Genomic DNA, 18,569 nt, shown 5'->3' with positions numbered 1-18,569 from the left:
ATGTTGCATGCGCCCCGGCATGGACTCCGGCAGAAGTTGCCTGGGCCCCGGCTTGAACCCGCAGCGAAACGGCGTGTGCTCCGGCGCGGACCCGGACAACCCCTGTATGGACGCCGGCAGAAGTAGCCCGGGCTCCCGCCCGGGCTTGATTGGAGGTGGCATGCGCCGCGGCTTGGACATGATTGGATGCGCTGCGTGCCAAGCTGCGGAGCCAGGAGTAAGTTCCCTGCACCCCGGTGCGGAGCCAGGCGGCGGTTCCTCCCGCCCCGACGCGAAGCCAGGCAGATATACCCCGCAGTCCTGCACCCAACCACGTAAAGGTGCCATGAAGGCCGCTGCCAATCCAGGCGATGACGCCCTGGAACCCTGCCCGGAGCCAGACGTAGAGGGCGTGGCCGCTGCCGTTCTCCCCGATCCCTGAGGGTGAGCCGGGTTCAGGGGAGGTAGGTTCCTCCCGTTTCCCGGATCCGCTGCCGGGGCCTGCCGGGGAGCCCCCGGATACCGTCGGGGGATGGAGCGGTACTTCCGGGATGAAGATGTTGGGCCCTGCATACTCCGGAGAATCGGCTGCCCGGTTGCGCAGGGGAATACGGGTTTTTTGTTGCTGCGGGTTAGGAAGCAGAGCTGCCATGGTCCTCCCCTTCACGGCGGAACTCCGGGGCCGTTGCGTAGCAACTCGCCGCCGGAAGAGAACACAACGCTACGCGGGCACGGTCGGCGTGTGACCCCTCCACTGCGAAACCCGATCCGGCAAGGGAGAAGTCCCGCCGAAACCGACGGGACTGTGCGAACTCAGTAGGGGTACAGCGGAGCCTTGCGGAAGTACGGGGTGGACGGCCGCAGATACAGCATCACGATCCCGGCAATTCCCAGCAGGCTGGAGGCCAGCGAAATCAGGCTTAGTGGTGAGGTGAAGTAAGCGCCCAGCATGGTGAAGATGCCGATTAAGGAGAAGGCGGCAAACACGGTGCCCAGAATGCGGGCCCAGTTTTTTCCCCTCCGTACAAAGAACGCGATCAGCACGTAGATTGCAAAGCCGATCAGGGCCACGACGATGCCAAAGGAAATGAGGAAGGAGCTCACGCCTTCTTCGTCCAAACCGGTTTCGGCGAACGCCTCCTGCTCCTGGGAAGTCATGATCGACGGCAGGCTGAAGGAGGTGATGACGTTGTTGATGAGGCTCAGCACGCCGGCAGCAAGGATCAACCACGATCCGATGATGACCTCGCGCGGGGCAGGTCCCTTAGCCGGTTTTACCGGCGGTGCATAGGAGTAGGGCTGGGCGTAGCCGGAGGGCTGGGGGTAGCCGGAGGGGACGGACTTGTCGTAGGGGCCGCCTGGAGCATACTGACCGTACTGCGGCTCCGGACGGGATCCGGGACCGGTTCCGGGAACAGTAAATCCATCGGGATTCGCAGCGCCGCCTGCACCCTCGGGGCTGGTTGTGCCGTCAGGATTGGTCGGGTGGTTGGGCTCGCGCCCTGGCTCGGGAGTGTTCTCTGGTGTGCTCATGTCCGCCTGCTTGCTGGTTGGTGTCTCGAAGCGGCTGGACGAAGGTGCCGTCGGCGTGGCCGGGGCGCCCCCGCAGCCAAACATCCAGCGTATCGCGGTGGGTCCGGGACGGTCAGGGGTCCCGGAAAGATGGTCCCCGAAAACAGTCCCGGAAAGACGGCCCCGGAGTACAGCCCCGAGGACAGTCCCGGAAAACAGCCCCAAAAAAACGGCCCCGGACCAATGGGTCCGGGGCCGCCCTGTGGGGGGGGGAATGGGGGGCTAGGCTGCTACGAAGGCTGCGTCAACGTTGATGGTGACCTTGTCGCCCACCAGGACGCCGCCGGTTTCCAGTGCCGCGTTCCAGGTCAGGTCAAAATCCTTGCGGCTGATAACCGTGCTGGCGGAGAAGCCGGAGCGGGTGGCGCCGAAGGGATCCACGGCCACACCGTTGAACTCCGTGTCCATGACGACGGAGTGGGTGATGCCCTTGATCGTCAGGTCGCCTGTGATCTTGTAGGTGGAACCGGCGCCTTCAATTCCGGTCGCAGTGAACGTCAGCTCCGGGAACTGCTCGACGTCGAAGAAGTCCGCGCTCTTGACGTGGGCGTCACGATTGGCGTCGTTGGAGTTGAAGGAGTCAGCGGCAATCACGGCAGTGACCACGGTGTCAGCCAGGGTCTCGCCGACCACGAGGGTAGCCTCGACCTTGTCGAAGTTGCCGCGGACCTTGCTGATGCCGGCGTGACGGACAGTGAAGCCCACTTCGCTGTGGGAGGCGTCGAAATTCCAGGTTCCGGTGGTGAGGCCGCTGGGGATCATGGAGAGCTCCTTCTGGTAGCGGTGCTGCCGGGAGGCCCCGACGGCACTTTCATGCATTTGCATACAGTGTTGCACGGTTTGGTTAAAGGTTCAAGTGAAATGGGTCCGTCGATTTCGAAGATTTAGCTGACGGCTCCAACTCTGCGAAACTGGGACACATGTCCCGCTCATCCATACACCTCGTGCGCCACGGTGAAGTCTTCAATCCGGACAAGGTCCTTTACGGACGCCTTCCGGAGTTCCATTTGTCCGACCTCGGCCGCCAGATGGCGGACCGGGTGGCGGAACACTTCATCGAAGAGCGCAGCAAGGGGGCCAACCTGGTCTACCTGGTTGCTTCGCCGCTGACCCGGGCCCAGGAGACCGCCGCCCCGTTGGCGGCCGGACTGAACCTGGAAATCGCCACGGACGAGCGGATCATAGAGGCGGAAAACCGCTTTGAGGGCATGTCCCGCATCAAGAGCCAGCTGCGCAATCCGCGGTACTGGCCGCTCCTGCGCAATCCCATGCGTCCCTCCTGGGGGGAGCCGTACGCCAAGCAGGTTGCCCGTGTGATGTCCGCCGTTGATGATGCACGGATGCGCGCCGTGGAACTTGGCGGAGATGATGCCGAAGCCGTTTTGGTCAGCCACCAGCTGCCCATCTGGGTCACCCGGCTCGCAGCCGAGGGCCGGAAGCTCTGGCATGACCCCCGCCAGCGCGAGTGCACCCTGACGTCCGTCACCACCCTGGAGTTCGACGGCGCCGTACTCACCGGCGTGCGCTACGCCGAGCCCAGCGCGGACCTCCTTCCCGGTGCAGCAAATGTTCCGGGAGCATAATAGAATTACTACGCGTTGTAGAAGTGGCTCCTCCCTGCCGCGATGAAAGCTGGAAATCCTTGAAGAACCGCACACGCCCTGCTGAGCCGGAAGCCCTTGGGCGACGTTCCTTCCTTCGGCTCGGTGCCGGGCTGGCCCTCGCCGTCCCCTTTGCCGCAGCTGCCACCGGCTGCTCCACGGATGACCCCCTGGCCGAACAGGCCAACGCTGGAGACAACAAGAACTACATTGCCGGCGACGGCTCCGTCACTGAATACGACGCAGCCGAGCGCGGAGAAGCGGTGCAGTTCTCCGGTTCCCTGTTCGACGGCACCGAGGTGACCTCCGCTGACTGGGCGGGCGACGTCGTCGTACTCAACTTCTGGTACGCGGCCTGCGCCCCGTGCCGGAAGGAAGCCCCGGACCTGGTGGAGCTGCACGATGAGTTCGCCGGTGCCGGTGCCCGCTTCTACGGCGTGAACATCCGGGACGAGAAGGCCACCGCGGAAGCGTTCGAACGGAACTTCAATATTCCGTACCCCAGCTTCCGGGACAAGGACGGCGGCGTACTGCTGGCCATGACCAAGTTCGTTCCGCCGTCGGCCGTACCCACCACGCTGGTGCTGGACCGGCAGGGCCGCGTGGCTGCCCGCATCCTCGGACTGGCAGACAAGGGCACCTTGAAGGCCCTGATCAGCGACTCGCTGGCAGCGTAGGGACAGTGTCCTTCCTTACTGCCGTCGTGGCCCCGGTGACCGAGTCCACCGCCAATACCTTTGCAGACACCGTCCTGAACGGGTCCGTACTGCTGGCTATCCCCGTGGCTGCCCTCGCCGGCCTCGTATCCTTCCTTTCCCCCTGTGTGCTGCCCCTGGTTCCGGGCTACCTCGGCTATGTCACCGGGTTGACCGGCGTCGACCTGCAAAAGCAGCGGCGGGGACGGATGTTCGCCGGCATCGGATTGTTCGTGCTCGGCTTCTCCGTGGTCTTCGTGGCCCTGGGCGCCGGAATCGGACAGCTGGGTGCGTGGTTGAAAGGCTCCGAACAGGCCTGGATTTCGCAGGTCCTGGGCCTCGTCGTGATCCTGCTGGGCATCGTGTTTATGGGCGGCATGAGCTGGTTCCAGCGGGACCGCAAGATCGAAGCCAAGCCGCCGGCCGGGCTCTGGGGAGCTCCGGTGCTCGGCATCACCTTCGGGCTGGGCTGGGCACCGTGCATCGGCCCCACGCTTTCGGCAGTCCAGTTGCTTTCCTTCTCCGGCAGCGACGCCAGCGCCGCAAAGGGAGCCCTGCTGACCTTCGTGTACTGCCTCGGACTGGGGCTGCCCTTCCTGCTCATCGCCGTCGGGTTCCGCCGCGGCATGGGCGCCCTTGGCATCTTCCGCCGGCACCGGCTGGCCCTGCAGCGTTTCGGGGGCGGCATGCTGATTGCCCTGGGCCTGCTGATGGTCAGCGGAGTCTGGAACCAGTGGATCAACCAGCTCCAAGGTTGGTTGGGTAACGTGACCCTGCCGATCTGATGCCGAAACCCAGTGAAGAACAGACGACCAATGAGAACACCTTGACCCCCGGACCGGATGACGTGACAGACAAAGCAACAACGCCCCGCCCGTCCAACCCCCGCCCCGCCAAGGGACGCCGGGACGACGTTGCGCTGCCCGCACTGGGCCTGCTTGGCACGCTGCGCTGGGCCTGGAACCAGCTGACCAGCATGAAGACGGCGCTGTTCCTGCTGCTGCTGCTCGCCGTCGCCGCCGTGCCGGGATCACTGTTTCCGCAGCGCCCCGCCGATCCTTCGGTAGTCACGCAGTACATCAAGGACAATCCCGAAACCGGGCCCTGGCTGGACCGCTTCCAGCTTTTCGACGTGTACTCCTCCGTCTGGTTCTCGGCGATCTACCTCCTGCTGTTCATCTCGCTGATCGGCTGCGTGATTCCCCGGGCCAAGGCCCACTTCAAGGCCATGCGCTCCAAGCCTCCGCGCACGCCGAGCCGTCTTTCCCGGATGCCCGAGTACGGCACGCTCACGGTTCCGGCGCAGCTGTCACTGACACCGGCGGATGCCGTGCGCGACGCCGCGAAGATCCTGCGCCGCCGCGGTTACCGCGTGGACATCCGGGACGAGGACGGCGAACGTCCTTCCGTCGGCGCCGAGCGCGGCTTCGCCAAGGAACTGGGCAACCTGGTGTTCCACACCAGCCTGATCGGCGTCCTGGCCTGCGTGGCTTTGGGCGGGTTGTTCGGCTACAGCGGACAGAAGATCGTGGTGGAGGGCGAGTCCTTCGTTAACACCCTGGTCAGCTATGACACCTTCACGCCCGGCTCCAACTTCACCGAAGACCAGCTGAGCCCCTATTCCCTGACGCTGGACGACTTCGAGATCGAATTCGACCGCGAATCCGAGACCCACTACGGACAGCCCCTGGACTTCACGGCGAACGTGACGGTGAAGGAAGACCCCGAGGCCGAGGCCGAGGAACAGGTCCTGAAGGTCAACTCGCCCCTGACGCTGGGCGGCACCCGGGTGTACCTGGTGGGCAACGGCTACGCCCCGATGGTGACGGTGCGCGACGGCGAGGGCAACGTGGCGCTGGAAGGCCCGGTCGTGGCCGTGCCCACCGATGCCATGTACACCTCCCTGGCCGTGGTCAAGGCTCCGGATGCCAAGCCGGACCAGCTCGGCTTCGTCGGGTTCTTCCTGCCGACCGCCATGATCGACGAAGCCGGAGTCAGCTACTCCGGCGACCCGGATCCGATCAATCCCCAGCTGAACCTCAACTCCTACTACGGGGACCTGGGGCTGGACGAAGGAGTGCCTTCCAACGTCTACGTGCTGGAAACCGAAGACCTGACGCCGCTGAACAACCGCGACCTCGACGCCGGCGGCATTGTGCTGGGCGCCAACGAGACGTATGAACTCCCCGACGGCAAGGGATCCATCACCTTCGACGGCCTCAAACGGTACGCAGCCCTGGACATCCACTACGATCCGGGAAAGACCGGAGTCCTCGTGTTTGCCGTGCTCTCCCTGTCCGGTCTGGCTGCCTCGCTGTTCCTGGCACGCCGGCGGGTCTGGGTGCGGGCCGGCCAGCATCCCGACGGACGGGTAATGGTTGAATACGGGTTGCTGGCCCGGGGCGAAGATCCCCGCCTGACCAGTGAAGCAGCTGCACTCCGCGGACTGTTCGCTGAGAAGTGGTTGGCAGGGCAGGACGCAGAAGGACAAAATGTTGGACGGGCCACCGTCTCCGCACACGCATCGGCAGATAGCACCGCCACAGAAGAATCAGGTAAGGACCAGTAATGCCCTCCATTGATTACACCCTAGCCAGCTACAGCGAGCTCTTTATGCTGCTGGCGGCATTTGCCTACACAATCGCCTTCCTGGCGTTCACGTGGGACCTTGCCAAGAGCAGTAAAACCATCCGATCGGTGGAAAGCCGGCTGGAACAGAAGACCTCCGTGCGTGAAACCGTTCCCGTCGGCGTCGGCGCCGGCGCCGGCAACGGCTCCGCCCGGGACTGGGACGCCGACGGCAGCCGCGAGGCACAGACCGCTGACAGCGCCATGGGCTACACCGGTCCGCGGCGCAACGCAGCCCGGGTAGGCGTGGCCCTGACCGTGCTGGCGGCAGCCATCCACGCGGCCGGCGTCGTAACCCGCGGTATGGCGGCGCACCGCGTCCCCTGGGGCAACATGTACGAGTTCTGCACTACGGGCGCCCTGGTGGTGGCCGTGGTGTTCCTGCTGGTGCTGACCCGCCGTGACCTGCGCTTCCTCGGCACCGTAGTGGTGGGCCTGGTGCTTGTTATGATGATGGCCGCCACCATCGGGTTCCCGACGCCGGTGGCACACCTGGTTCCGGCGCTGCAGAGCTACTGGCTGATCATCCACGTTTCGGTTGCCGTGATTGCGTCGGCACTGTTCACGCTGACGTTCGCCATGTCCGTCCTGCAGCTCCTGCAGGCTGACCGGGAAACCCGGATCCGCGCCGGACGCAAGGAACGGCTGCCGTTCATGCGCATCGTGCCTTCCGCGCAGAGCCTGGAGAACCTGTCCTACCGCATCAACGCAGTGGCCTTCGTCCTGTGGACCTTCACCCTCATGGCCGGCGCCATCTGGGCCGAACAGGCGTGGGGCCGGTACTGGGGCTGGGACACCAAGGAAGTCTGGACCTTCGTTATCTGGGTGGTCTACGCAGGCTACCTGCACGCCCGTGCCACCCGCGGCTGGACCGGAACCCGTTCCGCCTGGCTGTCGATCGTCGGCTACCTCTGCGTGGTCTTCAACTTCACGATCGTCAACATGTTCTTCTCCGGCCTGCACAGCTACTCCGGCGTCTAACTCAACCGGGGTCTAGCTCCACAGGGGCTGGCCGCCCCGGCCCCACAGACACTGAAAGACCCGTTCCGGGACATCCGGAACGGGTCTTTTTTATGCGGTGATCAGCTTATGTCTGCGAAGTGCTGCAGGGACCTCAGGCGCCGGGCTTGCCGTCGTCGTTCTGTTTATCCCTGCCTTCTTCCTTGGCCCGCAGCTGGGCCTCCCGGGCCCGCAGTTCGGCTTCCTTCTGTGCCTGGCGGCGCCGGACCTCGAGGTTGCGCAGGAACTCCGGATCGTCGTCGGGCGCCGAGGGGCGCCGCGGCTCGCGCGGCCCGGGCCCTGCGGAGGGCCGGCCGAACAGGAACCAGAGCACTGCGCCCAGGACCGGAATCAGGACGATGGTGAACATCCAGGACACCTTGGAGATGCTGCGCACCTCGTTTGCCCGGGACATGAGGCAGTCAATGGCGGCGTAAATGATCACGGCAGCGACGATGATGACGCCGAACAAGACAAGACGGGGCATACGGACATTGTAGTGGAGGGCACGGTCCGTGGCGTCGGGTGGACGGAAGGAACGCTGAGGACGCCGAGCGCCTAGAATGAAGGCGTGGCTTTCTGGAAATTTACTGCTCTCCGCCTGGGTTTGGTGGCCGTCTTCTTCGTGATCTGCATGCTGCTGCAACTCGGCATCGTGCTTTCGGCGCTTGCCGCCGCCGTGCTGGCGTGGTGCGTCACCTATCTTTTTGCCCGTGATATGCGGGACGAAGCGGCCCGTACGGTACAGCGGCGCTTCACCGAGGAACGTGCACCCAAGCGCAACCGCGGCGAACTGGATGATTCCGCGGCAGAGGACACCTTGGTCGCCGAGAACCCGGACGTGCAGATCGACAACGACCGCCGCCGCGACGCCTAGCCTGCCGCGGCGACGCGGTAAACCTAGGCCAGCAGCCGCGTGAGGACGAGTCCGGCGCCGTAGAGCACGCTGAAGCCGAGGTTGATCAGGCCGGTGTGCTTCAGGACCGGGATCAGGCTGGAACCCTTTTTACCCGTGAGCATCAGCCCGCAGGGCAGGATGCACGCCGGAATGAGCAGCAGCACCAGCAGGATCCACGGGTAGCTGCCCGCGATGAAGAGGGGCAGCAGCAGCGCCAGGGCCAGCATCATCACGTAGCTGATCCGTGCAGCGCCGTCGCCCAGCCGCACGGCGAGGGTCCGCTTGCCGGCCACCCGGTCCGTGGGGATGTCGCGGACGTTGTTGGCCATCAGCAGGGCCATGGCGATCAGGCCGGTACCGATGGCGCCCAGCACCGAGGCTGTGTTGATTTCCAGTGCCTGCGTGTAGGTGGTTCCCAGCGTGGCCACCAGTCCGAAGAACACAAAGACGAAGATGTCGCCCAGCCCCCGGTAGCCGTAGGGGTTCTTCCCGCCGGTGTAGCCCCAGGCAGCGGCAACGCAGCCGATTCCCACGAGGATCAGGTACGGGGTGCCGGCCAGGACCACGAGGGCCACTCCCGCCAGCATCGCGGCGGCGAAGCAGCCGAACGCCGCGTACTTGACCTGCTTCGGGGATGCCAGCCGGGAGCCGGTCAGCCGCAGCGGCCCCACCCGGTTGTCATCCGTGCCGCGGATGCCGTCCGAATAATCGTTCGCGTAGTTCACGCCCACCTGCAGCAGTACGGCAATCAGGGCGGCCAGGACGGCGCGGACGGGTGAGAAACCGCCGAGGTCGTACGCGGCGGCGGATCCGATAATGACCGGCGCGATTGCCATCGGCAGCGTCCTGGGACGGGCGCCTTCTAACCATTGGGCGGCTGTAGCCACGGTGTTGTTCCTTAGTTCTTGAGTTGAGACAGGTGCGTAAAAGACGGGTCAGTGCCGCGCGGCGGCCAGCAGCCGCAGCAGCGTCATGCGGTCCGCCTTGCCGTTGGGGAGCAAGGGCAGGGATTCCAGCAGCAGGACCACCTTCGGGACGGCAGCGGCGCCCAGCCGGGAGCGGACGGCGTCGCGGATCAGTTCCGGGTCCACGCTGCCCACGACGGCGGCGCCCACCCGGGAGCCCCATTCGGCGTCGTCCAGGCCCAGCACAAACGCCTGCTCGACGCCGGCAACCGTCTCCACTACCTCGGCCACGGCCTGCGCGGAGACCTTGATCCCGCCGCTGACAATGACGTCGTCCAGCCGGCCGGAGACGGTGACCCTGCCGGCGTCGTCCACTGTGCCGGTGTCATCCGTGCGGAACCAGCGGCGTCCGGAGTTGAATCGGAAACGGTCCTCGGTCAGGTCCGGCCGGCCCATGTAACCGTCCGAAAGGACGTCACCGGCAATCCAGAGGCGTCCCTCCCACCGGATGACGTCGACGCCGGGCAGCGGAACGCCGTCGTAAACGCACCCGCCGCAGGTTTCGCTCATCCCGTAGGTGGTCACGACGTTCAGCCCGTAGCCGCGGGCCTTTTCCAGCAGGGGAGCGCCGGCCGGTGCGCCGCCGAGCAGGATGGCGTTGAACCGGCGCAGCACGCGCAGGGTTTCCGGCGCCGGATCCTGCAGCAGGCGGTGAAGCTGGGTGGGCACCAGCGAGGTGAAGCGGTTGCGGTCCGTCATGTCCTCGGCGGCACGGGTGAACACCTCGGCGCTGAACGGCACGGAAAGGTCCATAAAGACCGGCTGCGTCCCGGCGTACAGGGAGCGGACCAGGACCTGGATTCCGGCAATGTAGTTGACCGGCAGGGCCGCCAGCCACTGCCCGTCCGACTTCAGGGCCATGGCCGTGGCCATCGAGGACGCGGCCAGCGCATCCGTGCTGAGCATGGTCTGCTTCGGGGTGCCGGTGGAGCCGGAGGTGCTGACCACCAGGGCAATGTCGTCATTGGGCAGTTCACCCTCGAACGTCTGGTCCGGGTCGGTGTGCGGTGCCACCGCGGGGCCTTCCCCGGCCAGGGCATCGGCAAGCGGGGAGAGCAGCATGCCGGCGTCGAAGCCGGGGGTAATCAGGACTGGGAGCAGTTCCAAGAGGGTCCTAGAAGTAGTAGGGGAATGAGGACCAGTCCGGGTCGCGTTTGGCCAGGAATGCTTCCTTGCCCTCCACCGCCTCGTCCGTCATGTAGGCCAGCCGCGTCGCCTCGCCGGCAAAGACCTGCTGCCCGGCCAGGCCGTCGTCGGCCAGGTTGAAGGCGAACTTGAGCATCCGGATGGCCTGCGGCGACTGCCGGGCAATGTCTGCGGCGTATTCCAGGGCGACCTTTTCCAGGTCCTTGTGGTCCACGGCTTCGTTGACGGCGCCCATGGCCACCATCTCCTCGGCGGAGTATTCCCGGGCCAGGAAGAAGATCTCGCGGGCCTTTTTCTGGCCGATCTGCCGGGCCAGGAGCGCCGAGCCGTAACCGGCGTCGAAGCTGCCCACGGTCGCGTCGGTCTGCTTGAACTTGCCGTGCTGGCGCGAGGCGATGGTCAGGTCCGAGACCACGTGCAGGCTGTGGCCGCCGCCGGCTGCCCAGCCGTTCACAACGGCGATGACCACCTTGGGCATGGTGCGCATCAGGCGCTGCACTTCCAGGATGTGCAGCCGGCCGGCGCGTGCCGGGTCTATGGTTTCCTTCGTTTCTCCCTCGGCGTACCGGTACCCGTCGCGGCCGCGGATCCGCTGGTCCCCGCCGGAGCAGAAGGAGTGGCCGCCGTCCTTGGGGGAGGGGCCGTTGCCGGTGAGCAGGACGGTGGCGACGTCCGGCGTCATCCGGGCGTGGTCCATGGCCCGGTACAGCTCGTCCACGGTGCCCGGGCGGAAGGCATTGCGGACCTCCGGCCGGTTGAACGCGATACGCACGGTCGGCAGGTCACGCACGACTGCGCCGTCGGCGTCGCGCTCCACCTGACGGTGGTACGTCATGTCCTGCAGGTCCTCGAACCCGGAAACAAGACGCCACTGCTGCGGGTCGAAGATATCGGACACCTGTACTGGAAGTTCTGTGCTCACAAACCGAGTTTATCGCCCGTGGGCAAAACCTCCGGACGGCGGGCTCCTGTTCGGCGAAGCACCCGCCCGGGCACCGGAGTGCCCGGGTCCGGGGTCAGTTCTCCGCTTACCACTGTCGGGTTCGGGCGCACTGCCCCAAGCTTGTAGGTATGGCTGGCTCCGTTTCGGGGATCGATGGCCCCGCATCCGATGCAATGCTCTCTCTCGGCAGGTTCTTCACCCGGTGGGATGAAACGGGTGACGGACGCGCCGTGTTCCGGGAAGGCGGCCGTGAAGGAGACGCCTTCTACCGGAACCGGTGGAGCCACGACAAGGTGGTGCGCTCCACCCACGGCGTGAACTGCACGGGCTCATGTTCGTGGAAGGTGTACGTCAAGGACGGGATCATCACCTGGGAGGCGCAGGAAACCGACTATCCCTCGGTGGGACCGGACCGGCCGGAGTATGAGCCCCGGGGCTGCCCCCGCGGTGCGGCCTTTTCCTGGTACACCTATTCCCCCACCAGGGTCCGGTTCCCCTACATCCGGGGGGTGCTGCTGGAAATGTACCGGGAGGCCAGACGGCGCACGGGAGACCCGGTGCTGGCCTGGGAAGAGATCGTCCGCGACCCGCAGCGCCGCCGGAAGTACCAGCAGGCCCGCGGCAAGGGCGGGCTGGTGCGTTCCAGCTGGGCCGAAGCCCTGGAAATGACGGCCGCAGCGCATATCTCCACGATCAAGAACTACGGCCCGGACCGCTGCACGGGCTTCTCGCCGATTCCGGCCATGTCCATGGTGTCGCACGCGGCCGGAGCCCGGTTCATCAACCTCATCGGCGGGGTGATGAACAGCTTCTACGACTGGTACGCGGACCTTCCCGTGGCCAGCCCGCAGGTGTTCGGCGACCAGACGGACGTCCCCGAATCCGGAGACTGGTGGGATGCCACCTACCTGATGATGTGGGGGTCCAACATCCCGGTGACCCGCACCCCGGATGCGCACTGGATGGTGGAAGGGCGCTACCGCGGGACCAAGGTGGTCTCCGTCAGCCCCGACTATGCGGACAACACGAAGTTCGCGGACGAATGGCTGCCTGCCGCCGCCGGCTCCGACGGCGCGCTCGCCATGGCCATGGGACACGTGATCCTCAAGGAAAACTTCGTGGACCGGCGCGTGCCGTTCTTCGAGGGCTACGTGCTGCAGTACACCGACCTGCCGTTCCTCGTCACGCTCGAAGAGCGGGACGACGGCACCGTGGTGCCCGGGAAGTTCCTCACCGCCGCGGACCTGGGACGCCGCGAAGCCAAGGCCTCCGACTCCGCGTTCAAGACGGTCCTGCTGGACCGCGAGGCCGGCACACCCGTAGTGCCCAACGGATCGGTGGGCTTCCGGTACAACGAGGCCGACGCCGGGAAATGGAACCTGGACCTGCAGGGCGTGGTGCCGGCACTGTCCATCGCGGATGCCGCTACCGTCCGGCAGGGGACCAGCCGGGTGGACCTGCCCGCCTTTACGGACCCCGGCGGCACGGGCTCCGTCCTGCGCCGCGGCGTGCCGGTGACCACCGTGGCAGGGAAAACCGTCACCACCGTGTTCGATTTGATGCTCGCCCAGTACGGACTCGGGCGGAACGGCCTGCCGGGGGATTGGGCGGCCGGGTACGACGACGCCGGCACCCCCTACACTCCGGCGTGGCAGCAGGAGATCACCAATGTGACTCCTGACGCCGTGATCCGCACGGCCCGGGACTTCGCCGCCAACGCCGAGAAATCGAACGGCCGGTCCATGATCATCCTCGGCGCCGGCATCTGCCAGTGGTACCACGGGGACGTGACCTACCGGGCGATCCTGGCGATGCTGATGCTCTGCGGCTGCCAGGGCCGCAACGGAGGGGGCTGGGCGCACTACGTGGGCCAGGAAAAATGCCGGCCGATTACCGGCTGGGCGGCCATGGCCTCAGCCGGGGACTGGAACCGGCCGCCGCGCTTTATGATCGGCACCGCGTTCTGGTACATGCATACCGACCAGTTCCGCTCCGACGGCTACTCCTCCGATTCGATGCAGTCGCCCCTGGCCAGCGGACACCTGCGCGGACTGCACACCGCCGACGTCATCGCGAAGTCCACCCGGATGGGCTGGATGCCTTTCTTCCCGCAGTTCGATGCAAAGAACTCCCTCGATGTCGCCGACGAGGCGGCAGCAGGGGTGGCCCGCGGCGAGGCACCCGACGAGCCGGGGTGGGTGGCGCAGCAACTCAAGGACGGGCGGCTGCGGTTCGCCGTGGAGGACGTTGACGCCCCGGAAAACTGGCCGCGGACGCTGATCCTGTGGCGGTCGAACCTGCTGGGCTCCTCCGCCAAGGGGGAAGAATATTTCCAGAAACACCTGCTCGGCACGCTGAACAACGTGATGGGCGAGGACCACAACGAGTCCCGGCCGCGCGACGTCGTCTGGCGCGACGACGCACCGCAGGGCAAACTCGATCTGCTCGTCTCGGCCGACTTCCGGATGACGAGCTCCACGCTGCTGTCCGACGTCGTGTTTCCCGCTGCCACCTGGTACGAGAAATACGACCTTTCCTCCACAGACATGCACCCCTATGTGCACGCGTTTACCCCCGCGATCCCGCCGCCGTGGGAAGCGAAGACGGATTACGACCTGTTCCGCCTGCTCTCCGAGGAGTTCTCCCGGCAGGCCGCGAAGCACCTCGGGGTACGCAGGGACCTCGTAGCCACGGCGCTCACGCATGACACGCCTGGGGAGATCGCGCAGCCCGGCGGGCACGCCCCGGACTGGAAGGGCACCGACATCCCGGCGGTCCCGGGAAAGAACCTGCCCTCCCTTGCCGTGGTGGAGCGGGACTATACGGCCATCGCCGAGAAGTTCGCCGCCGTCGGACCGCTGGCGGACAAACTGGGATTCACCACCAAATACGTCAAGTACGACGTGACGCGGCCCTTGGAACAGCTGGCCCGCAAGCACGGCGTCTTTGACCGGGGCGCGGCGGCGGGCCGCCCGGCGGTGGACACCGACGCCCGCATGGCCGAGGCGATCCTGCTGCTTTCCGGCACCACCAACGGGGAACTGGCCGTGCAGGGTTTCCGGACCCTGGAGAAACGGACCGGAACGCCGCTCGTGGATCTGGCCGAGGGCGCCGAGGACCGGCAGATCACCTTCCGCGACACCCAGGACCGGCCGACGTCGGTGCTGACCTCCCCGGAGTGGTCCGGCTCCGAGACCGGGGGCCGGCGCTACGCACCGTTCACGATCAACATCGAACGGCTCAAACCCTTCCACACGCTCACCGGGCGGATGCATTTCTTCCTCGACCATGACTGGATGCTGGACATGGGCGAGGCCCTGCCGATCTACCGGCCGCCGCTGGACATGCACCGCCTGTTCGGGGAACCGCAGCTGGGCACCCGCGGGGAGCTCTCCGTGGCAGTGCGCTATCTGACCCCGCACAACAAGTGGTCCATCCACTCCGAATACCAGGACAACCTGCTGATGCTCTCGCTGTCCCGCGGCGGAACCTCGGTATGGATGAGCCCGCAGGACGCCGCGCTGATCGAGGTGTCGGACAACGAGTGGGTGGAATGCGTGTCCAATTCCGGGGTGCTGGTGGGCCGGGCGATTGTCAGCAGCCGGATGCCGGCCGGAGTGATTTACGTCTACCACGCGCAGGAACGCATCATCGACGTGCCCAAGTCCGAAGCCACCGGCCGGCGCGGCGGCATCCACAACTCCGTGACCCGGATCCTGGTCAAACCCACCCACATGATCGGCGGGTATGCCCAGCTGTCCTGGGCCTTCAACTATCTCGGCCCCACCGGCAACCAACGGGACATTGTCTCCGTGGTGCGCAAACGTTCCCAGGAGGTGCAGTACTGATGCGGATCATGGCGCAGACAGCAATGGTGATGGCGCTGGACAAGTGCATCGGCTGCCACACCTGTTCGGTGACCTGCAAACAGGCCTGGACCAACCGGGCCGGCACCGAGTACGTGTGGTTCAACAACGTGGAGACCCGGCCCGGGCAGGGGTATCCGCGCCGGTACGAAGACCAGGAGCGGTGGAAGGGCGGCTGGGAGCTGAACAACCGCGGCAGGTTGAAGCTCAAAGCCGGCGGGAGGCTCGCCAAGCTCTTCGGCATCTTTGCCAGTCCGGTCCAGCCGGAGCTGAACGACTACTACGAGCCCTGGACCTACGACTACGAAAACCTGATCAACGCACCGGCCGGCAACGACTTTCCGGTGGCCAAACCCAAGTCCCTGATCACCGGCCAGGACATGAAAATCACCTGGTCGGCCAACTGGGACGATGACCTGGGCGGATCCGAGCGGACCGGCGGCCAGGACCCGGTGCTGGAGAAAATGCGCCGGGACGCGGAGGAGAAGGTGAAGCTGGAATTCGATTCCACCTTCATGTTCTATCTGCCGAGGATCTGCGAGCACTGCCTGAATCCCTCCTGCATGGCCTCCTGCCCAAGCGGTGCCATCTACAAGCGTGAAGAGGACGGCATTGTGCTGGTGGACCAGGACCGCTGCCGGGGCTGGCGGCAGTGCATCACCGGCTGCCCGTACAAGAAGATGTACTTCAACCACCGCTCGGGCAAGGCGGAGAAGTGCACGTTCTGCTATCCGCGCATCGAGGTGGGCATCCCCACGGTCTGCGCCGAAACGTGTGTGGGCCGGCTGCGGTACATCGGGATTTTCCTGTACGACGCCGATCGGGTCACCGAAGCCGCGTCCGTGCCCAACGAGCAGGACCTCTACGAGGCGCAGCTGGACCTGATGATGGATCCCAATGACCCGGAGGTCATTGCCGGTGCCCGGTCCGAAGGCATCCCGGAGGACTGGCTGGACGCCGCCCGGCGCTCGCCGGTCTACGCCCTGGCCAAGGAAATGCGGGTGGCGCTGCCGCTGCACCCGGAATACCGCACGATGCCGATGGTCTGGTACGTGCCGCCGCTGTCCCCGATCGTGGACGTGCTGAAGGAGCAGGGGCACGACGGCGAGGCGGCGGAGAATCTCTTCGGCGCCATTGAGGCCCTGCGGATTCCGGTGGAATACCTCGCCGAACTCTTCACGGCCGGGGACACGGACCTGGTCACCGCAGTGCTGCGGAAGCTTGCCGCCATGCGCGCCTACATGCGGAACATCACCCTGGGTGATGAGCCTGACGAGAGGATCGCGGCCGACGTCGGCATGACCGGCGAGCAGATTGTCGCGATGTACCGGCTGATGGCCATTGCGAAATATGAGGAGCGGTACGTGATTCCCGCAGCGCACGCGGAGGACGCCCACAACCTGGAAGAGATTGGCTGCTCCCTGGATGTGGAGGGCGGCCCCGGGATGGGACAGACAGGGGTCTTCGGTGAGGCTTCCGGGCGGCCGATGCCCGTGGCTGTGGAGAACTTCGAAGCCCTGCAGGCCCGCCAGCGCGGGGAGGACCCGACGGGCAACGGCAACCTGGGCGGGCGGGTGAACCTGCTCAACTGGGACGGGCGGGGCTCGCCGCAGGGGCTGTTCCCAGCCAACAACAACCGGGGCGCACCCGATGAGGGTGCCGGCGAGGGCATGGGTGCCGGATACGACCAGGCAGAGGGCGATGGGCCCGGATCGGATCAAGGCAGGGCTGACCGGGGCGGGCCGCAGCCATGAGCCTGCTGGAGAAACTGCTCGGCAAACCCGGGAAGGGCACCCTTGAGCCCGAGCCCTACGCCGATGCCCGGCCCGGCCGCAGCCGGGTGATCCGGCAGGCGGCTGCCCTGCTGCTCGAATACCCCAACGAGCAGCTGGTGGAACTGATCCCGGGAATCCGCGCGGCCCTGGCTGAAGCCGGGGCGCCGGCAGGGGAGCTGGAACCTCTCTTCGCCTGGCTGTCGTCCCGGCCGCTGCCGGAGGTGCAGGCCGCCTATGTGCAGGAATTCGACCTGTCCAAGCGGCACAGCCTGCACCTGACCTACTGGACCGACGGCGATACCCGCCGCCGGGGCGAGGCGCTCGCCGCCTTCAAGGAGATCTACCGCTCCCACGGCGTGCTGCCGGAAGGCACCGAGCTGCCGGACTACCTGCCCCTGGTGCTGGAATTCGCCGCCAAGGTTTCTCCGGAGGACGGGTACGAACTGCTGCAGCGCTACCGTCCGTCAGTGGAACTGCTCCGGCTGGCCCTGCGGGACGACGACCTGCCCTACGAAGGCGTCCTGACCCTGGTCTGCTCCACCCTTCCCGGTGTGTCCCCCGAGACCCAGGCCGCCGTGATGCGTACGGCGGGCTACGGTCCGCCCACCGAAACCGTGGGGCTGGAACCGTACAGCTCGCGGCTGCTGCCGGTGAGCGAAAGGAGCCACCCATGACTGCCGTACCTGCACCGCTGGACGTGCCGCCGCCGGAGAACGTGCAGGTGGGCGTGGACGACGTCATGCTTTGGGGCGTGCTGCCGTATCTGGTGCTGGCCATCCTGGTGCTCGGTTCCATCTGGCGGTACCGGTATGACCAGTTCGGCTGGACCACCCGGTCATCCCAGCTCTACGAGTCCAGGCTGCTGCGGATTGCTTCCCCGCTCTTCCACTTCGGGATCCTAGCGGTGATCGTGGGGCATTTCGTCGGATTGGTGATTCCGAAAACCTGGATGGACGCGATCGGACTCAACGAGGACACCTACCATTTCTTCGCCCTGAGCGTGGGCATCCTGGCCGGCATAGCCACGCTGGTGGGGATAGTCCTGTTGATTTACCGACGCCGGACCACCGGCCCGGTATTCATGGCCACCACCCGCAATGACAAGGGGATGTACATCTTCCTGCTGGCGGCGATCCTGACCGGACTGGCGACCACGGTCTTTTCCGTTTTCGACACGAACATCGTCAACTACCGGGACACCGTGGCGCCGTGGTTCCGCTCCATCTTCATCCTGCAGCCCGACATCACGGGAATGACGGCTGCCTCCATGTCCTTCAAGATCCATACGGTCTTCGGGCTGGTGCTCTTTGCCCTCTGGCCCTTCACCCGCCTGGTCCACGCGTTTACCGCGCCCGTGCACTACCTGTTCCGGCCCTACATCGTCTACCGTTCGCGGGGCCGGCGGCCGGTTCCGGGTGCGAGGACGCCGCGCGGCGGCTGGGACCCCGTGGGGACCCCCGATCGGGACCGCCCGGGCACACCTTAGAACCGAGTTCATCTGG

General features: G+C 66.0%; 16 protein-coding genes. 10 read left to right on the top strand and 6 right to left on the bottom strand.

Annotation, left to right across the window (positions count from 1 at the left end):
- Positions 1-792: 792 nt before the first annotated feature.
- Together LJ760_RS02870 and LJ760_RS02865 are read right to left on the bottom strand one after the other, a co-directional pair.
- On the bottom strand, positions 793-1,512 hold the full coding sequence (locus LJ760_RS02870; RefSeq protein ID WP_227919065.1) for a hypothetical protein: 720 nt from the start codon (positions 1,510-1,512) through the stop codon (positions 793-795).
- Between the two features lie 261 nt (positions 1,513-1,773).
- Positions 1,774-2,313 carry a YceI family protein gene (locus LJ760_RS02865; RefSeq protein WP_227920890.1) on the bottom strand — a complete coding sequence of 180 codons (540 nt, stop codon included), beginning with the start codon at positions 2,311-2,313 and terminating at the stop codon, positions 1,774-1,776.
- A gap of 158 nt (positions 2,314-2,471) precedes the next feature.
- On the opposite strand from LJ760_RS02865, the gene LJ760_RS02860 reads away from it, so the two are divergent.
- Genes LJ760_RS02860 through ccsB form a run of 5 tightly spaced genes read left to right on the top strand, consistent with a single transcriptional unit; the run spans position 2,472 to position 7,456 of the window.
- On the top strand, positions 2,472-3,134 hold the full coding sequence (locus LJ760_RS02860; RefSeq protein WP_227919063.1) for a histidine phosphatase family protein: 663 nt from the start codon (positions 2,472-2,474) through the stop codon (positions 3,132-3,134).
- 59 nt (positions 3,135-3,193) lie between these two features.
- Positions 3,194-3,829, top strand: coding sequence for a TlpA family protein disulfide reductase (locus tag LJ760_RS02855; RefSeq protein ID WP_374200031.1), 636 nt, complete (start codon positions 3,194-3,196; stop codon positions 3,827-3,829).
- Between the two features lie 5 nt (positions 3,830-3,834).
- Positions 3,835-4,632 carry a cytochrome c biogenesis CcdA family protein gene (locus LJ760_RS02850; RefSeq protein WP_227919061.1) on the top strand — a complete coding sequence of 266 codons (798 nt, stop codon included), beginning with the start codon at positions 3,835-3,837 and terminating at the stop codon, positions 4,630-4,632.
- Positions 4,632-6,416, top strand: a complete 1,785-nt coding sequence (gene resB / locus LJ760_RS02845) for a cytochrome c biogenesis protein ResB (protein WP_227932964.1) — start codon at positions 4,632-4,634, stop codon at positions 6,414-6,416. Before LJ760_RS02850 ends, resB begins: the two co-directional genes overlap by 1 nt.
- A complete protein-coding gene (ccsB, locus tag LJ760_RS02840) occupies positions 6,416-7,456 on the top strand; it encodes a c-type cytochrome biogenesis protein CcsB (protein WP_227919058.1) in 1,041 nt (346 codons plus the stop codon). Before resB ends, ccsB begins: the two co-directional genes overlap by 1 nt.
- A 133-nt stretch (positions 7,457-7,589) precedes the next feature.
- On the opposite strand, the gene LJ760_RS02835 is transcribed toward ccsB, so the two are convergent.
- Positions 7,590-7,961 carry a PLD nuclease N-terminal domain-containing protein gene (locus LJ760_RS02835; RefSeq protein WP_227919056.1) on the bottom strand — a complete coding sequence of 124 codons (372 nt, stop codon included), beginning with the start codon at positions 7,959-7,961 and terminating at the stop codon, positions 7,590-7,592.
- Positions 7,962-8,045: 84 nt separating this feature from the next.
- On the opposite strand from LJ760_RS02835, the gene LJ760_RS02830 reads away from it, so the two are divergent.
- Positions 8,046-8,351: a DUF4229 domain-containing protein gene (locus tag LJ760_RS02830; RefSeq protein WP_227919054.1), complete on the top strand. Its 306-nt coding sequence runs from the start codon at positions 8,046-8,048 to the stop codon at positions 8,349-8,351.
- Positions 8,352-8,374: 23 nt separating this feature from the next.
- Here LJ760_RS02830 and LJ760_RS02825 read toward each other — a convergent pair whose 3' ends face one another.
- Genes LJ760_RS02825 through LJ760_RS02815 form a run of 3 tightly spaced genes read right to left on the bottom strand, consistent with a single transcriptional unit; the run spans position 8,375 to position 11,405 of the window.
- The gene (locus tag LJ760_RS02825; RefSeq protein WP_227919052.1) at positions 8,375-9,259 is read right to left on the bottom strand and encodes a 1,4-dihydroxy-2-naphthoate polyprenyltransferase; all 885 of its coding nucleotides are present in this window, start codon (positions 9,257-9,259) and stop codon (positions 8,375-8,377) included.
- A 48-nt stretch (positions 9,260-9,307) separates the two neighbouring features.
- Complete coding sequence (locus tag LJ760_RS02820; protein WP_227919049.1) at positions 9,308-10,444, bottom strand: AMP-binding protein; 1,137 nt, start codon at positions 10,442-10,444, stop codon at positions 9,308-9,310.
- A gap of 7 nt (positions 10,445-10,451) precedes the next feature.
- A complete protein-coding gene (locus LJ760_RS02815; protein ID WP_227919047.1) occupies positions 10,452-11,405 on the bottom strand; it encodes a 1,4-dihydroxy-2-naphthoyl-CoA synthase in 954 nt (317 codons plus the stop codon).
- Between the two features lie 149 nt (positions 11,406-11,554).
- Between LJ760_RS02815 and LJ760_RS02810 the strand changes: the two genes are divergently transcribed.
- From LJ760_RS02810 to narI, 4 genes are read left to right on the top strand one after another with little or no spacing between them, the layout of a single operon-like run.
- Positions 11,555-15,274 (top strand): nitrate reductase subunit alpha, encoded by a 3,720-nt coding sequence (locus LJ760_RS02810; protein ID WP_227919045.1) that lies wholly within the window; start codon positions 11,555-11,557, stop codon positions 15,272-15,274.
- Positions 15,274-17,046: a nitrate reductase subunit beta gene (gene narH, locus LJ760_RS02805; protein WP_227919043.1), complete on the top strand. Its 1,773-nt coding sequence runs from the start codon at positions 15,274-15,276 to the stop codon at positions 17,044-17,046. The genes LJ760_RS02810 and narH overlap by 1 nt, the downstream gene beginning before the upstream one ends.
- Positions 17,043-17,741 (top strand): nitrate reductase molybdenum cofactor assembly chaperone, encoded by a 699-nt coding sequence (gene narJ / locus LJ760_RS02800; RefSeq protein WP_227919040.1) that lies wholly within the window; start codon positions 17,043-17,045, stop codon positions 17,739-17,741. Before narH ends, narJ begins: the two co-directional genes overlap by 4 nt.
- The gene (gene narI / locus LJ760_RS02795) at positions 17,738-18,553 is read left to right on the top strand and encodes a respiratory nitrate reductase subunit gamma (RefSeq protein ID WP_227919037.1); all 816 of its coding nucleotides are present in this window, start codon (positions 17,738-17,740) and stop codon (positions 18,551-18,553) included. The genes narJ and narI overlap by 4 nt, the downstream gene beginning before the upstream one ends.
- Positions 18,554-18,569: the final 16 nt, after the last annotated feature.

Origin of the sequence: Arthrobacter sp. zg-Y895 (genome assembly GCF_020731025.1) — a bacterium.
GTDB lineage: Bacteria > Actinomycetota > Actinomycetes > Actinomycetales > Micrococcaceae > Arthrobacter_B.
The sequence above is the reverse complement of the archived record's forward strand: the minus strand, read 5'-3'. Positions and strand labels throughout refer to the sequence as shown.

Bases quoted from the DNA above. Each gene is read 5' to 3' on its own strand.
- narJ (WP_227919040.1), top strand. From the start codon at position 17,043: ATGAGCCTGCTGGAGAAACTGCTCGGCAAACCCGGGAAGGGCACCCTT.
- LJ760_RS02810 (WP_227919045.1), top strand. From the start codon at position 11,555: ATGGCTGGCTCCGTTTCGGGGATCGATGGCCCCGCATCCGATGCAATG.
- narI (WP_227919037.1), top strand. From the start codon at position 17,738: ATGACTGCCGTACCTGCACCGCTGGACGTGCCGCCGCCGGAGAACGTG.
- narH (WP_227919043.1), top strand. From the start codon at position 15,274: ATGCGGATCATGGCGCAGACAGCAATGGTGATGGCGCTGGACAAGTGC.
- resB (WP_227932964.1), top strand. From the start codon at position 4,632: ATGCCGAAACCCAGTGAAGAACAGACGACCAATGAGAACACCTTGACC.
- LJ760_RS02860 (WP_227919063.1), top strand. From the start codon at position 2,472: ATGTCCCGCTCATCCATACACCTCGTGCGCCACGGTGAAGTCTTCAAT.
- LJ760_RS02865 (WP_227920890.1), bottom strand. From the start codon at position 2,313: ATGATCCCCAGCGGCCTCACCACCGGAACCTGGAATTTCGACGCCTCC.
- LJ760_RS02835 (WP_227919056.1), bottom strand. From the start codon at position 7,961: ATGCCCCGTCTTGTCTTGTTCGGCGTCATCATCGTCGCTGCCGTGATC.
- LJ760_RS02870 (WP_227919065.1), bottom strand. From the start codon at position 1,512: ATGAGCACACCAGAGAACACTCCCGAGCCAGGGCGCGAGCCCAACCAC.
- ccsB (WP_227919058.1), top strand. From the start codon at position 6,416: ATGCCCTCCATTGATTACACCCTAGCCAGCTACAGCGAGCTCTTTATG.